We start from the raw sequence: 14,726 nt of genomic DNA on the forward strand, positions 1-14,726 counted from the left end.
AATACTCCTATCTTCCAGAGGCCGTGATCAGAACGGAGCCTTCATGATGCCCCAGACGGGGTTGTTGATCGCCAGGTCCATGTCGCGGGCGAAGATGGCAAAGCCGTCGTAGCCGTGGTACGGGCCGGAGTAATCCCAGCTGTGCATCTGGCGGAAGGGCAGGCCCATCTTCTGGAAGACGTACTTTTCCTTGATGCCCGACGCGACGAGGTCCGGACGGATCGCCTCGACGAACTTCTCCAGCTCGAACGCGGTGACGTCGTCGTAGATCAGCGTGCCTTCCTTCACATAGTGCGGCGTGCGCTGATAGTCGTCGTTGTGGGCGAATTCGTAACCCGTGCCGACGATCTCCATGCCCAGGTCATGGTAGGCGTCGACCACGTGGCGCGGACGCAGGCCGCCGACGTAGATCATGACCTTCTTGCCCTCAAGCCGCGGCTTGTACTTGGCAATGACGGCGTCGACCATCGGCTGGTACTTGGCGATGACCTTCTCCGCGTTCTCCTTGATCTTGTCGTCGAAGAGAGCGGCGATCTTGCGCAGGGACTCGGCGATCTGCGACGGGCCGAAGAAGTTGTATTCCATCCAAGGAATGCCGAACTTCTCTTCCATGTGGCGCGCGATGTAGTTCATCGAGCGGTAGCAGTGGATGAGGTTCACCTTGGCCTTCGGGGTGTTCTCCAGCTCGGCGAGCGTGCCGTCGCCCGACCACTGGGCAACCACGCGCAGGCCGATCTCTTCCAGCAGGATACGGCTGGCCCAGGCGTCGCCACCGATGTTGTAGTCACCGATGATGGTGACGTCGTACGGGGTGGAGACGAAGCCTTCCTTCGGCTCGGTCTTCTCGAAGATCCAGTCGCGGATGGTGTCGTTGGCGATGTGGTGGCCCAGCGACTGGGACACGCCACGGAAGCCTTCGCAGCGCACGGGGATGATCGGCTTGCCGATTTCCGCCGACTTGGCGCGGGCGACCGCCTCGATGTCGTCGCCGATCAGGCCGATCGGGCATTCCGACTGGATGGAGATGCCGTTGACGAGCGGGAACAGCTCGTTGATCTCCTCGATCACCTTGTGCAGCTTCTTGTCGCCGCCGAAGACGATGTCCTTCTCCTGGAAGTCGGAGGTGAAGTGCATCGTGCCCCAGCTGTCCACGCCGGTGTCGCCGACGTAGTAGTTGCGGCGGCCGGACCAGGAATAGTAGCCGCAGCCGACCGGGCCGTGGGAGATGTGGATCATGTCCTTGATCGGACCCCACACCACGCCCTTCGAACCGGCGTAGGCGCAACCGCGGATGGTCATCACGCCGGGGATCGACTTGATGTTCGACTTGACGCCGCAATCCTTGGCCTCGGCCTCCAGCACGTTGATGTGCTTGGCGCGGCGCTTGCGCGACTTTTCGGGATAAGCTTCGAGGACCTTGTCGACGAGACCCTTGACGTCGACGCCTTCGTTCACGGACAGGCTCATGGTGCCAGTCTCCTGCATGCTCTCATGATCCGCGCCACTTCAGCGCGGGACCGAGCCCCCTCTCTCCCACCCCCACGCGGCCTGCGGGGGGTGGGCTGGGGAGGGGGCCAGTTCAGACCTTTGCCCCGATGGGACGCAGGTATCAGGCGCCGGCCTTGGCGGCTTCCTTGGCGGCCAGCTCGGCGAGCTGCTGCTCTTCCGACTTCATGATGCCGAAGTCCATCAGCATCTCTTCCAGCTCTTCCATGGTGATCGGGGTCGGGATGGTGCCCTTGCCCTTGTTGTTGTGCACCTTGTTGGCCAGGGCGCGGTATTCCTGGGCCTGCTGGCTGTCCGGCGCGTACTCGATGACGGTCATGCGGCGCAGCTCGGCGTGCTGCACGATGTTGTCGCGCGGCACGAAGTGGATCAGCTGCGTGCCGAGGCGGGCGGCCAGGGCGGAGGCGAGGTCGATTTCCTTGTCGGTCTGGCGCTCGTTGCAGATCAGGCCGCCGAGGCGCACGCCGCCGCTGTGGGCGTACTTCAGGATGCCCTTGGCGATGTTGTTGGCGGCGTAGAGCGCCATCATCTCACCGGACATGACGATGTAGATTTCCTGGGCCTTGTTCTCGCGGATCGGCATCGCGAAGCCGCCGCAGACCACGTCGCCCAGCACGTCGTAGGACACGTAGTCCACGTCGTCGTAGGCGCCGTTCTCTTCCAGGAAGTTGATCGAGGTGATGACGCCGCGGCCGGCGCAGCCGACGCCCGGCTCCGGACCGCCGGACTCGACGCACTTGATGCCCTTGTAGCCGATCTTCAGAACGTCCTCGAGCTCCAGATCCTCGACCGAGCCGGCTTCGGCGGCCAGGTGCAGCACGGTGTCCTGGGCCTTGGCGTGCAGGATCAGGCGGGTCGAGTCAGCCTTCGGGTCGCAGCCGACGATCAGGATCTTCTGATCCAGCTCGACCAGCGCGGCCAGGGTGTTCTGGGAGGTGGTCGACTTGCCGATACCGCCCTTACCGTAGAACGCAATCTGGCGCAAAGACATGGGAGGCTTCTCCTTTGCTTGGGTCTACAGGGTGTCCGTAATTTCGGGGCGGCCAGCCCGCGGCCGCTTCGACCCTGTATTTGCATGCCCCGTGCCAGATTGCGGGTATTTCTCAAGGCATTGAAAAGAAAGGGAAAACAAGATTGCGGACGATTGTGGTCCCCATTGTCGCCCCTGTGACATACCCGACAATCCCCGACAAAACCCGACTTTTTGTCGGGTCTCTCGCAGTGGGATATGAGGATGGGTCGAAATGCGTAGGTCGGGTGGAGGCGCAGCCGGAACCCAACATCATCGGCGTGGCGTGGCGATGTCGGGTTGCGCCTGCGGCTCCACCCGACCTACGGAGCTAAGGGGTGGTGGCGTCAGGCCGTGCCGTGCTCCAGGGCCTCGCGCGCGACGACGAGGCGCAGGGCCAGCTCCTCCAGCTCCTCCTCGTGGCCCATGTCGTAGAGGAGCTGGGCCAGCGACTGGCTGCGGGCGAGCAGGCGGCGCGCCTTGGCGACGTCGCAGGGGCGGGCGAGGATGGTCTCGATCAGCCGCTCGCCGGCCAGGCGGGCGAGCGCGTTGGTGCGGTCGACCAGACGCTGCTCCAGCGTGTCGAGCGTCGCGGGCCGGCCGGCGTGGTCGATGCGCGTGCAGAACTGGTGCAGCGCGCCCAGCTGGCGCAGCAGGGCCTCGAACAGCAGGTCGCCAAGCTCCCCGCCGTTGGCGGCCTTCCCGACAAGGTCGAACAATGTGTCGGAAAGCCGCCACGCGGCGGACAAATAGTCGTTCAGCGCCTTGCGGTCGGCGGGCTCGACGAAGGGGCTGGCCTCCTCGCGGCTTTCCTCCTGGTCGTCCAGGTTGCGCAGCACCACCACCACCAGACCGTCCACCGAGGCCAGGGTGGCGAGGCTGGCGTGCAGCGCTTTGATTCCGCGGTCGGCGACGAAGCCCTCCACGCCGTCGGTCGCGCGGCGCAGAGCGAAGCGGGTCAGCCGGCGCGACTGGTAGACGATATCCTTCAGCGCGGTGGTGGAGCCCAGTGTTTCCAGCACCAGCCGCCGCGTTTCGAAGCGCAGCAGCGCCTGGGCCAGCGCGTCGATCGTGTTGCTGGGGCCGCTGCCGGGGGCGCCGGGCTCCGCGTCGGGCGCGGCGCGGACCAGCCGGTCGGCGTCGGCGCGCGCGTCGGCCTCCAGCGCCGCGACCACGGCGACCATCGCGCCGCGCCCGGCCCCGCGCAGCAGCGTGACCAGGGATTTCATCGCCGCCGCCACGTCCAGTGCGCTGGGCAGCTCGTCCGTGTCCGAATTCTTGCCGTCCACCAGACGGTCGATCAGGTGGTCGCGCAGGCGGGGCAGCAGGACGTCCAGGACGATCGGCGCGGTCGGGCGCAGCAACGCTTCCAGCAGGCGGCCCTGCGGCTGGCCGATCATGGTCGCCAGCGGGTTGAGCGGCTTGGGCACGAGGCGGGGGCGGTGCGGTTCCAGCAGGGCCAGAACCTCGTCGGCGCGCATCGGCGTGATGGTGCCGCGCAGCAGGCGGGCCAGCGTCACCGCGTCGCGGGCCTCCCGCGCGCCGCGCAACGGAGTGGGGGCAGGAGGCGGCGCCGACCGCGGAGCGCCGGGGCGGTGGACGCTTCGTTCCTGTGTCGCGGCGGGTGGAAGCGCAAGCGCCGGGGCTGCCGCACGGTTGCGCGCCTCCTTGTCCTGCCGCTTCATCGGCCACATCCTGGCGCCTCGTCTTGCGGTGTCTTGGAATTGACCCGTTGAACTATGGTGCGCCGAGGCTATCCGATCAAACGGATATTTTTCGGATGAGCGGGTTAACTCCGAATATACTTGAAACAGTTTTCGTGTTGTTTCGACTTTCGAAATATCGCGCGTCCCGCGACCGGGACGCTTGGTCAAAGCCGCCCCTTGGCGGAACCGGCCATTCGGAGTATCCATTTAAAAAGTAAGGCTTTGGGGTTCGAATGGCGGACGGGTCGGCAAGCGTTGGGGGCGGCAGCCGGGACGCGAACGGGCGGTTGGTCGATGCGGATTCGCCGCTCGCGCTGCGGGCGCACCGCACCAACCTGCTGAACGTCGCGGCCGAGGCTCTGTGCACCGAGGATTTCAACGACGCGCCGCGCCGCCTGCGCATCGCCGCCACCCGGAACGAGCACGCCGTGCTGTTCGAGGCGCTGGACGAAAGCCCCAGCAGCCTGATCGCGGCCGACATCTTCCAGCACTACATGGCCTTCACCTTCGGCCTGAACCCCGACTTCTCGGGTGCCGAGGGGGCCGACGGCAAGCGGCGCTACCGCGCCAGCTACCTGCGCCTGCTGAAGGGCTGGATGTTCGACAGCAACAATTCGGAAGGCGCGGTGCTGAAGGGCTGGGTGGAAAGCCGCTTCGGCCTGCTGCCGACCTACCACAAGGAACCGATCCTGCGCTTCGCGTCCGACGCCTGGCGCACCTATGGGGAGGAGAAGCTCTCCACCCGCTTCCACAACAACAACATCCACCTGCAGCTCGACCTGATGTACGAGTATTGCCAGTGGTGGATGCGCCGCGGCTGGCCCGACGCGCCCATGCCGTCGCGCGCCAGCCACATCCGGCTGTACCGTGGCGTGAACAATTTCGAGGAACACCACATCGTCGCGCGCCCGGACAAGCGCACGGCGGTGCTGCGTCTCAACAACCTCTGCTCCTTTTCCATCGAGCGCGACATCGCCGGCCAGTTCGGCGACTACATCCTGGAAACCTGGGTGCCGCTCACCAAGGTCGTGTTCTTCCGCGACATTCTGCCGCGCTATCCTTTCAAGGGCGAGGGGGAATATTTGGTGGTCGGCGGGGACTACAGGGTGGGGGTGTCGCTTCTCTGACAACCGATCGCGGGACTGAATCCGGCCCATGACCCAACATTCCATACGCTCGCGCGCGCTGGGCGCCTACCTCGGGCTTGCCTGCGGCGACGCTCTGGGCGCCACCGTCGAGTTCCTGACAAAGGGCGAGATCGCCCACCAGTACGGCGTGCACAAGCACATCAAGGGCGGCGGCTGGCTGAAGCTGCCCGCCGGGGCCGTGACCGACGACACGGAGATGTCGCTGCACCTCGGCCGCGCCATCCTGTCCGGCCCGGAGTGGGACGCCAAGCGGGCGGCGGAGGAGTTCGTCGTCTGGCTGAAGGGCATTCCGGTCGATGTCGGGGACACGACGCGGCGCGGCATCCGCCGCTTCATCATGCACGGCACCCTGTCGGAGCCGGAGAACGAGTATCACGGCGGCAACGGGGCGGCGATGCGCAACCTGCCGGTGGCGCTGGCGACCCTGGGCGACGACGAGGCCTACGAGCGCTGGACGCTGGAGCAGGCGCACATCACCCACTGCAACGCCCTGTCGGACTCCGCGACGCTGGCGCTGGGCCACATGGTGCGGCGGCTGGTGATGGGCGGCGGCGTGCGCGACGTGCGCGACGAAAGCAACAAGCTCGTCGAGAAGCACCGGCAGTTCAAGTTCCAGCCCTACCGCGGGCTGTCGACCGCCTTCATCGTCGATACGATGCAGACGGTGCTGCACTACTATTTCCAGACCGATTCGGTGGAGTCCTGCATCGTCGAGACGGTGAACCAGGGCGGCGACGCCGACACCACCGGCGCCATCGCCGGCATGCTGGCCGGCGCGACCTATGGGGTGGAGACCATCCCGCCGCGCTGGCTGCGCAAGCTCGACCGCAAGGTCTACGACGAAATCTGCGCCCAGGTGGACGGGCTGCTCGCCCGCGCCCCGGCGCTCCGCAAGGGGTGATCCATGGCAGACGTCATTTTCTTCGAGAAACCCGGCTGCGCCGGCAACGCGCGCCAGAAGAAACTGCTGGCCGAGGCCGGGCACACCGTCCAGGCCCGCGACCTTTTGTCCGAGCCCTGGACGGCCGCGACTTTGCGCCCCTTCTTCGGCGACCGGCCGGTTGCGGAGTGGTTCAACCGTTCGGCCCCCGCCGTGAAGAACGGGGAGGTCGATCCGGACGCGCTGGACGAGGCAGCCGCGCTGGCCCTGATGATCAAGACGCCGCTGCTGATCCGCCGCCCGCTGATGCAGGTGGGCGACCGCCGCGACTGCGGCTTCGAGGCGGAGCGGGTGGACGCCTGGATCGGGCTGGGCGCCGCTGCGCCGGAGGGCAAGCTGGAGGGCTGCGCGCGTCCTGACATGCCGCCCTGTCCTGCGCCTGCAAAAGGATGACGGAACCCTGCCGGTTGTCGTAGGTTTGCCCCCGACGTGTCGAAAACCTGACACTGCATTTCCGGGAAGGGGAGCCGACCCATGTGCGAACTGCTGGGCATGAGCGCCAACGTGCCCACGGACATCTGCTTCAGCTTTCGCGGCCTGATGCGCCGCGGTGGGCAGACGGGTCCGCACCGCGACGGCTGGGGCATCGCCTTCTACGAGGGCAAGGGCTGCCGCACCTTCCACGACCCGGCGCCGAGCTGCGAGTCGGAGATCGCGCGGCTGGTCAGCAGCTATTCCATCAAGTCCTGCTCGGTCATCTCCCACATCCGCCGCGCCAACCGCGGCAAGGTGGCGCTGGAGAACACGCACCCCTTCACGCGGGAGCTGTGGGGACGGGTCTGGGCCTTCGCCCACAACGGCCAGCTGAAGGGCATCAAGGACCGCACGCTGACCTTCTACGAGCCGGTCGGCTCGACCGACAGCGAGCACGCCTTCTGCTGGCTGCTCGACCAGATCCGCATGCATTACCCGGCCCCGCCGAAGAACCCGGCGGCGCTGATGCGGCTGGTGCGGGATCTCGCGTCCGACCTCGGCCAACTCGGCGTGTTCAACATGCTGCTCAGCGACGGGCGGCATCTGTGGTGCCACTGCGCCACCAACCTCGCCTGGCTGACCCGCAAGGCCCCCTTCGGGCCGGCGACCCTGATCGACGAGGACATGAGCGTGGACTTCGCGAAGGAGACCACGCCCAAGGACGTCGTCACCGTCGTGGCGACCCGCCCCCTGACCCGCGACGAGAACTGGACGGTCATGAAGGCGGGCGAAATGGTCGTGTTCCGTGGAGGCATCCAGGTCCGCTGACCGCCGATTGTTCGCCGCGGTGAAACAGTGATTGGCGGAGACGGCTCTCAATCGATTGGCGCGACGGGCGTATGGTCCAGGTCGAGACATCACGAAGCGATGAAGGCCCCCCCGGACAGACGATCCGATGGCGGCTCCGCTTCCAACGACCATGGACCTGATCATGAAGCTTCTGCACATCGATTCCAGCCCGCTGGGCGACGCCTCCGTCACCCGCCAGCTGACCGCCTCCATCGTCGAGGCCTTCCGCGGCGCCGAAGCCGGTGTCGAGGTGGTGCGCCGCGACCTGGCCGTCGCGACGCCGGACCACGTGACCGGCGAACTGATGCAGGTCGTGAAGTTCCGCAACCTGGAAGGCCTGAACGCCCGCCAGAAGGCGGAGCTGGACCTGACCGACGCGCTGGTGGACGAGTTCCTGGCCGCCGACGTCGTGGTGATCGGCGCGCCGATGTACAACTTCACCGTCCCGACCCAGCTGAAGGCCTGGATCGACCGCATCGCGCAGGCCGGCCGCACCTTCCGCTACACCGAGACCGGCCCGGTCGGCCTCGCCGGCGGCAAGAAGGTGATCATCGCGTCGGCCCGCGGCGGCGTCTATTCGACCAACCCGGCGCTGGCCGGCCTGGACCACCAGGAGTCCTACCTGCGCACGGTCCTGGGCTTCCTGGGCGTCACCGACGTGACGGTGATCCGCGCCGAGGGCATCGGCATGGGCCCGGAGGCCCGCGCCAAGGCCCTGGACGCCGCCCAGCGCGAGATCGAGGCGCTGACCGTCGCCGCGTAAGGTTCCCGGTCGGCGGTGGGGTCAGCCCACCGCCGCGCCGATCCGCTGGATCGCCTCGCCCAGGGGCAGGTCGAGGCGGGTGATGTTGTGCAGCTCCAGGAAACGGGCCTCGTTCTTGGACAGCTCGCCCTCGATGACCGCCCAGTGCTTGTCCGACGACCGCTTGGCGATCTGCCGGCCGAAGGTGCGCTGGATTTCCTGGTCGAAGCGGCAGCCGAGATAGAGGAAGTTCCGGCCCGCCCGGCGGTCCTGCACGACGGCGGGGATCGGCGTCTGGATGTCGATCTCCGTCAGGATCTCGACGAAGTCGCTGTCGGAGATCAGGTAATTGCCGGCCGGCGTGGCACTGCCCGACGGCTTGTAGAGGATGGTTTCCCAGCCCGCGGCGGCCTCGGCGGTGACCTCGGTCCCGTCGGGGCCGTAGTATTTCACCCATTCGCCGGCGCCCTGCGGGTGGGAGATGCCTTGGATCTGCCCCCAGGAACGGGGTGCTCCGGCCAGCAGCGTTTCCAGCGCGTTGTCGTACCAGACGTCGACGATCATCGGCGGGGCGGGCAGGGTGGCCAGCCATTCGTGCACCGGCGTGGGCGGCACGGCGCGCTTGAAGATCTCGTTGAGGATCGCGTCCAGCGTCTTGCGGTGGCGCCGCGATTCGATGAACTGCGCGACGGCGGTCAGCTGGCTGCGGATGCGGCCGGGGGCCGCGACCTTGGCGTTCAGCCGCTGCGCCAACTCCAGCGAGTTGCGCGGGATGGGGCATTCGGATTCCGGCAGCAGCGCGTAGGCGCCCGGCCCGAGGTAGGGCACCACCTGGCGGGTCTTCAGCGCGGCGGCGATGTCGGCGATGATGGCGTCGGTGCTGTCGAGAAGGGTGGTGTCGGTCATGCTAACCCCGTTCTGATTGCGCTTGCCCCCTCCCTAACCCTCCCCCGCTTCGCGGGAGAGGGGACTGCCGCCGCCCTTCCCCAAGTCCCCTCCACCGCAAAGCGGGGGAGGGTTAGGGAGGGGGCAGAGGGGCACCCCGGTTTCACAAATAAATCGCCGCCCCGGCGCCCGTGTTGACGGTGGCGTCCTTCAGCGTGTCCACGATGAAGGCCACCTGGTCCTGGGTCACCTTGTGGTGCAGCGGCAGGGCGAGGACGCGGTCCACCGTCTTCTGGCAGACCGGGCAGTCGGCCCGGCTGGCGCCGCGCTCCTGGTAATATTGCTGGCTGTAGAGCGCCTGGCCGTAGTCGGACGCGTCGATGTCGTGGGTGTCCAGATCCTCCAGGATTGCCTTGCGCCCGCTGGCGGTGAAGCGCGTGCCCAGGTGCACGGTGTAGACCATGGGGTGCACGTCGCTGGCGCCCGGCCCCTTGTAGGGCGGCTTGATGCCCTCGAAGGACGCCATGGCCGCCTCGTAGAAGGCGACGACGCGGCGGCGTTTCTCCAGGATCTCCGGCAGGCGCTTCAACTGCACGAGGCCGAGCGCGGCGTTCAGGTTGCTCATGCCCGCCTGGTAGGGGACGTTGCGGGTGATGACCACCGTGTTGCGGTGCTCCACCTCGCGCCGGCGCAGGTAGCGCAGGCGGTGGGCGAGGTCCTTGTCGTCGGTGACGATCATCCCGCCCTCGCCGGCCAGCAGGACGCCGGGCTCGGAGAAGTCGAAGACGGAGCAGTCGCCGAAGCTGCCGACCAGCCGGCCCTTGTAGGTGGAGCCGATCGCCTCCGTCGAATCCTCGATCAGGAACAGGCCCTTGTCCTTGGCCAGCCGGGTCAGCTCGTCCCAATGGGCAGGGTGGCCGTTGACGTTGCCGGCCAGGATGGCCTTGGTCTGCGGCGTGATCTTCGCCGCGGCCTTTTCCGGGTTGAGCGTGTGCTGCCAGTAGTCAATGTCCGCGAAGACCGGCGTGCCGCCGGCCAGCGTGACCGCGTGCTGCACCTGATGCCAGCCGTAGGGGGAGCAGATCACCTCGTCCCCCGGCCCGATGCCCAGCGCCTTCATCACCAGCAGCGTGCCCAGCGTGCCGCTGGACACCGCGACCGCGTGGGCGCGGCCGACGTAGGACGCGAAGGCGTCCTCGAAGGCCTGGGTCATGCGCCCGTCGCTGAGCCCGCCGGAGGTGAGGACGCGGCCCAGCACCTCCACCTCGACCTCCGAGATGTCGGGATCGACCAGCGGGATGTAGTCGGAAAGTTCTCCGCCATCCTCGATATCGTCCTCAATGTCGCTCATTCAGTCGTCCTCATCGCTTTGGGCGATCACGACGCCGGTCGCGCTGTCCGGCTTGTCGGTGATCAGCCAGCAATGGTTGTTGCCGTCGACCAGGTAGAGGTTGAAGCCGGGCTCTTCCCGGAAGGGCTCCTCCGCCATCACCGCGGCGTGGGCCCCGGTGACGTTGGACAGGTCCGGGTTCGCCTCCCGCACCGCCCGCACCACGGCGTCCAGCGAAGTGCCCTTGGCGAACAGGCCGCCGGCGAGCGCGGCGATGGCGTCGATCCGGTCCGGGGTGATCGCCATGGCCGTCACTCCGCGCCGCGCTTCTTGGCCTCGACGGTGATGGGCAGGCGGGTGTCCGCCGGCAGGTCCGGCAGGTCGAGCGTCCAGCCGTTGGCGACCTTGACCCAGCCGCCCCACAGGCCCGGCTTCTCCATCTCGACGATGGCCTCTTCCAGGTCCTTCTTGGCGACATAGATCGTGTACTGCTCGCCCGCCTTGCGCACCATCACCTTCATGTCAGTCTCCGCTTCGTCAGTTGTGTCGTTGAGCGTTATTGTTGTGTCAGCTTTTGTCGGATTTAGGCCGCCAGCCTTGCGTGCAGGGCCGGCAGTTCGGTGAGCACCGCGTCCACGTCGTCCTGCGTGGTGTAGCGGCTGAGCGAGAAGCGCAGGCTCGCCGCGGCCTCCGCCGCGGTCAGGCCCATGGCGGTCAGCACGTGGCTGGGCTCCTGCCCGCCGGACGCGCAGGCGGCCCCCATGGACACGGCGATGCCGGCCCTGTCGAGGCGCATCAGAAGCTCCTCCGCCTCCACCGGGCGCCCCTGGGCGTCGGCGAAGCGGATGTTGCTGGTGTTGGGCAGGCGCGCGGCGGCGCCCATTCCATTTATCGGGGCGCCGTTCACGCCGGCGCCCGGCCAGCGGGCCAGGATGCCCTGCTCCAGACGGTCGCGCAGGGCGGCGATGCCGCTGGTGTCCAGGACGGCGGCGCGGGCGAGGTCGGCGGCGACGCCGAAGCCGACGATGGCCGGCACGTTCTCCGTCCCGCCGCGCCGGTTGCGCTCCTGGTGGCCGTGGATCAGCGGGGCGAAGGGCGTGCCCTTGCGGATGTAGAGGGCGCCGACGCCCTTGGGGCCGTGCATCTTGTGGGCGGACAGGGTCAGCAGGTCGGCCCCCGCCGCGTCGACGCCGACCGGCAGCCGCCCGGCGGCCTGCACCGCGTCGGTGTGGAACAGCGCGCCGCGCGCCTTCGCGATCGCGGCGGCGGCGGCCACCGGCATCACCGCGCCCGTCTCGTTGTTCGCCCACATGACGGAAACCAACGCCGTCTCGTCGGTGACAGCGGCGGCGAGCGCGTCCAGGTCGATGGTGCCGGCCGCGTCCACCGGCAGGACGGTGACGCGCCAGCCCTGGCGCTCAAAGTCGCGGGCCAGGTCGCGGGCCAGCATCAGGGTGGAGGGGTGCTCGACCGCCGTCGTCACGAGGTGCCGTCGATCGGAGTCCTGGTCCGCCAGCGCGCGCAGCACGCCGAGCAGGGCGGTGTGGTTCGCCTCCGTCGCGCTGGCGGTGAACAGTATCTCGGCGCTGCGGGCGCCGATCAGGGCGGCGACCCGCCCGCGGGCCTCGCCGACCGCCTGTTTGGCGGCCATGCCGGCGGCGTGCGGGCTGGACGGGTTGCCGAACTGCCCGAACAGGTGCGGCAGCATGGCCTCCCGCACCTCCGGCGCCAGGGGGGTCGTCGCGTTGTTGTCCAGGTAGACCGTCATTCCATGACACCGGGGACGCCGCGGCGCTTGCCGTCGGCCGGCAGGATCTCCTCCTCCAGGCAGCCGACCACGACGCCCGCCGGGAACTCCACGAGGTAGACGGGGATGGTCGTGCCCTCCGCGTGGCCGATGCGGACGATGGTGCCGGGCGTGCCCTTGGGCACCAGCAGCGCGCCTTCGGCGGCGTGCGGGTGGCTGCCGTCGTTGAACAGGTCCTCCGTCGTCGAGACGCGCATGCCCCACTCGTAGAGCGGTTCGCGCGGCGGGATGAAGCCGGGCTTCTTCGCTTCCGTGACGGTGTCGCTCATCGCCTGCTCCTCGTGTTGGGCCGTGTTCAAAGGGACTGGGTTCAGGGGGAATGGGGTCACTGGGGATCGTTGGTGTGGGCGTCGACCAGTTCCAATTCCTTGGCGCGCATGCCGACGATGATGCGTTTCTCGTAAAAGTCGATCGCGTAGATGTAATACATCTGCAAGTACGTGCCGACCGACTTCACGTAGCCGACGTCGCCGGTGCGGATCAGGAAGTCGCCCATCGGCCGGCCGGGGTAGGTGCCGTCGTTGCGCACGTCCCGCAGCGCGCGGACCTTCTGGCCCTCCTCGAAGACCGGGCGGCTTTCCAGCTCGATGGGTTCGTTCGGGTCGCGGGCGCGTTCGCGCATTCGATGCTCCTCGGTATTTTTTCGTCAGTCGGCGGCGTCAGTCGGGGATAAGGTCGTTGGCGGCGGCTTGGCCGGCCCAGCGCTGCCGCGCCACGGAGCGGACCTCCTCCACCGGGTCGTGGGTCAGCGGCTCCAGATCGTCGGGGGCGACGCGGCTGGCGACGACGAAGCGCACGCACCAGTCCGGGTCCTTGACCAGGGCGCCCAGCTTCTCCGGCGGCAGGCGCTTGACGACCTCCAGGCGGACTCGGCTGCTGTCGTCCCAGGCCATGCTCATCAGCCATTCCAGGCCGATGCGGCGGGCCACCTCCAGCCGGACCTCCGGGTCCTCGTCGTGCATCATCGCCGGCAGCATGCCGTCCGGCACGCGCCGGGCGACGCGCAGCCGCACGGAATAGTCGGGATCGCGCATCAGCGGGGCGAGGTCGGCGTCCTCCAGCCGCACGGCCACGGCGATGCGCACCTCGCGGTCGGGGTCGTCGCGCAGCTTCAGCAGAAGGCGGCGGGGCAGGCGGCGCGCAGCGACGGCGCGGACGGTCTCGTCCGGATCCTCGGTCAGGCGCGGCAGCAGGAAAATCGGCGCCACGCGCGCGGCGTTGGCGCGGACCTCGAAATAGGGATGGTCGAGATGCTCGCCCGCCAGATCGCCGTTCCATTGGAAGAAGCGCTCGACGCGCTTGGCGTAGCGGTCGTGGACGCAGGCGCGCAGCGGCTCGCAGCGCCCGTCGGCCAGCCGGTCCTGGTGGGGGCAATCGCTGCAGGCGATTGGGCGGCCGAGCCAGTCCAGCGCCTTGTCGAGGTCATCGCTCATTCGTCGTCCTCCCGCCCGTACCCGTCGGCGTCATGGAGGTCGGCGACGGCCAGCAGGCGCGCGGCCCCCATCTTGTCCTTGGGGTCCAGTTCCGTGACCTTGGTGAGAACGTCGCGCCCTTCGGCGATGCGGCCGAGGCGCAGCAGCAGGTAGCCGACGGCGGTCAGCGCGAACAGGAAGAGCCGTGGGGCCGGGTCCAGCCCGGTGAAGTCGGCGTGGTCCGGACCGACGATGCGCCAGTCCGTGTGGTTCAGGCCGATGGCCGCCATGGCGTGGCCGAGCATCCGCTCGCCGTAGCCCAGCGCCTCGTCCAGGTTCGCCTTGTAGAAGTGGAACTTGTAATGGCCGAGATCGACCAGCCGGTGGCCCGGCGCGATGGCCGCGGCCTGGGCGAGGTAGCCGCGCGCGGCGTCGCCGTCGCCGTAGCTGGCGGCGGCAAGGTGCAGGAGCCGCTCCGCCTCGGGCGGCAGGTCGCCGCCGTAGTAACGGCGGTTGAGCCAGCCTTCGTCCACCTCGTCCAGCATGGCGCTTCGCTCCTCGGACACCCTCTCCCGCCCTGGGAGAGGGAGGGACCCGCCGAAGGCGGGAGGGTGAGGGCTGGGCGCGGAGAATGCGCTGATTCTCGGCGCTACCCTCACCCGGCCGCTTCGCGGCCACCCTCTCCCGGGACGGGAGAGGGGAACCCGCGGCCGCTACGTCGATCAGGCCGGGACGCAGCAGTCGGCCGGGCAGACCGAGGCGCACTGCGGGCTGGAGAACTGGCCCTTGCACTCGGTGCAGGTGGCCGGGTCGATGGCGTAGGCGCCCTTCTTGAAACTGATCGCGTTGTTCGGGCACTCAGCCTCGCAGGCGCCGCAGGCGGTGCAGTCGGAAGCCTTGATCTTGTAAGCCATCACTCTCTCCTCGGGTGGAAGGCGGCAGTTGCGGTGGGCCGCCGGTTGAAATCCGTGTTCGGTT

18 protein-coding genes are annotated in these 14,726 nt (G+C 68.2%); 5 read left to right on the forward strand and 13 right to left on the reverse strand.

What is annotated here, in order from left to right; genetic code table 11:
* Positions 1–27 precede the first annotated feature (27 nt).
* From nifD to J2851_RS19505, 3 genes are all read right to left on the reverse strand, one after another.
* Positions 28–1,467, reverse strand: coding sequence for a nitrogenase molybdenum-iron protein alpha chain (gene nifD / locus J2851_RS19495; RefSeq protein WP_209768160.1), 1,440 nt, complete (start codon positions 1,465–1,467; stop codon positions 28–30).
* 142 nt (positions 1,468–1,609) lie between these two features.
* Positions 1,610–2,497 carry a nitrogenase iron protein gene (gene nifH, locus J2851_RS19500; protein WP_209768162.1) on the reverse strand — a complete coding sequence of 296 codons (888 nt, stop codon included), beginning with the start codon at positions 2,495–2,497 and terminating at the stop codon, positions 1,610–1,612.
* Positions 2,498–2,862: 365 nt separating this feature from the next.
* A complete protein-coding gene (locus tag J2851_RS19505; protein WP_246500783.1) occupies positions 2,863–4,200 on the reverse strand; it encodes a hypothetical protein in 1,338 nt (445 codons plus the stop codon).
* 254 nt (positions 4,201–4,454) lie between these two features.
* Between J2851_RS19505 and J2851_RS19510 the strand changes: the two genes are divergently transcribed.
* The 5 genes from J2851_RS19510 to J2851_RS19530 all read left to right on the forward strand — a co-directional run bounded on the left by J2851_RS19510 (position 4,455) and on the right by J2851_RS19530 (position 8,335).
* Positions 4,455–5,348, forward strand: a complete 894-nt coding sequence (locus J2851_RS19510; protein WP_209768165.1) for an NAD(+)--dinitrogen-reductase ADP-D-ribosyltransferase — start codon at positions 4,455–4,457, stop codon at positions 5,346–5,348.
* Between the two features lie 28 nt (positions 5,349–5,376).
* Complete coding sequence (gene draG, locus J2851_RS19515) at positions 5,377–6,270, forward strand: ADP-ribosyl-[dinitrogen reductase] hydrolase (protein ID WP_209768166.1); 894 nt, start codon at positions 5,377–5,379, stop codon at positions 6,268–6,270.
* A gap of 3 nt (positions 6,271–6,273) precedes the next feature.
* On the forward strand, positions 6,274–6,702 hold the full coding sequence (locus tag J2851_RS19520; protein WP_209768167.1) for an ArsC/Spx/MgsR family protein: 429 nt from the start codon (positions 6,274–6,276) through the stop codon (positions 6,700–6,702).
* Positions 6,703–6,783: 81 nt separating this feature from the next.
* Complete coding sequence (locus tag J2851_RS19525; RefSeq protein WP_209768168.1) at positions 6,784–7,551, forward strand: class II glutamine amidotransferase; 768 nt, start codon at positions 6,784–6,786, stop codon at positions 7,549–7,551.
* Positions 7,552–7,714: 163 nt separating this feature from the next.
* On the forward strand, positions 7,715–8,335 hold the full coding sequence (locus J2851_RS19530; protein ID WP_209768337.1) for an FMN-dependent NADH-azoreductase: 621 nt from the start codon (positions 7,715–7,717) through the stop codon (positions 8,333–8,335).
* Between the two features lie 21 nt (positions 8,336–8,356).
* On the opposite strand, the gene J2851_RS19535 is transcribed toward J2851_RS19530, so the two are convergent.
* The 10 genes from J2851_RS19535 to J2851_RS19580 all read right to left on the reverse strand — a co-directional run bounded on the left by J2851_RS19535 (position 8,357) and on the right by J2851_RS19580 (position 14,662).
* On the reverse strand, positions 8,357–9,220 hold the full coding sequence (locus J2851_RS19535; protein ID WP_209768169.1) for an SIR2 family protein: 864 nt from the start codon (positions 9,218–9,220) through the stop codon (positions 8,357–8,359).
* 142 nt (positions 9,221–9,362) lie between these two features.
* Positions 9,363–10,550, reverse strand: coding sequence for a DegT/DnrJ/EryC1/StrS family aminotransferase (locus J2851_RS19540; RefSeq protein WP_209768170.1), 1,188 nt, complete (start codon positions 10,548–10,550; stop codon positions 9,363–9,365).
* Positions 10,551–10,835: a hypothetical protein gene (locus tag J2851_RS19545; protein WP_209768172.1), complete on the reverse strand. Its 285-nt coding sequence runs from the start codon at positions 10,833–10,835 to the stop codon at positions 10,551–10,553.
* Between the two features lie 5 nt (positions 10,836–10,840).
* Positions 10,841–11,050 carry a putative nitrogen fixation protein NifT gene (gene nifT / locus J2851_RS19550; protein ID WP_209768174.1) on the reverse strand — a complete coding sequence of 70 codons (210 nt, stop codon included), beginning with the start codon at positions 11,048–11,050 and terminating at the stop codon, positions 10,841–10,843.
* A 62-nt stretch (positions 11,051–11,112) separates the two neighbouring features.
* Positions 11,113–12,297, reverse strand: a complete 1,185-nt coding sequence (locus J2851_RS19555) for a cysteine desulfurase family protein (protein WP_209768175.1) — start codon at positions 12,295–12,297, stop codon at positions 11,113–11,115.
* The gene (locus J2851_RS19560) at positions 12,294–12,605 is read right to left on the reverse strand and encodes a nitrogen fixation protein NifZ (RefSeq protein ID WP_209768176.1); all 312 of its coding nucleotides are present in this window, start codon (positions 12,603–12,605) and stop codon (positions 12,294–12,296) included. Before J2851_RS19560 ends, J2851_RS19555 begins: the two co-directional genes overlap by 4 nt.
* Before the next feature lie 56 nt (positions 12,606–12,661).
* On the reverse strand, positions 12,662–12,958 hold the full coding sequence (locus J2851_RS19565) for a nitrogen fixation protein NifZ (protein WP_209768177.1): 297 nt from the start codon (positions 12,956–12,958) through the stop codon (positions 12,662–12,664).
* A 37-nt stretch (positions 12,959–12,995) separates the two neighbouring features.
* Complete coding sequence (locus J2851_RS19570; RefSeq protein ID WP_209768178.1) at positions 12,996–13,769, reverse strand: 4Fe4S-binding leucine-rich repeat protein; 774 nt, start codon at positions 13,767–13,769, stop codon at positions 12,996–12,998.
* The gene (locus J2851_RS19575) at positions 13,766–14,293 is read right to left on the reverse strand and encodes a hypothetical protein (RefSeq protein ID WP_209768179.1); all 528 of its coding nucleotides are present in this window, start codon (positions 14,291–14,293) and stop codon (positions 13,766–13,768) included. Before J2851_RS19575 ends, J2851_RS19570 begins: the two co-directional genes overlap by 4 nt.
* A 177-nt stretch (positions 14,294–14,470) precedes the next feature.
* On the reverse strand, positions 14,471–14,662 hold the full coding sequence (locus tag J2851_RS19580; RefSeq protein WP_209768180.1) for a 4Fe-4S dicluster domain-containing protein: 192 nt from the start codon (positions 14,660–14,662) through the stop codon (positions 14,471–14,473).
* Between the last annotated feature and the right edge of the window lie 64 nt (positions 14,663–14,726).

The organism is Azospirillum rugosum, assembly GCF_017876155.1.
Classification (GTDB): Bacteria; Pseudomonadota; Alphaproteobacteria; order Azospirillales; family Azospirillaceae; genus Azospirillum; species Azospirillum rugosum.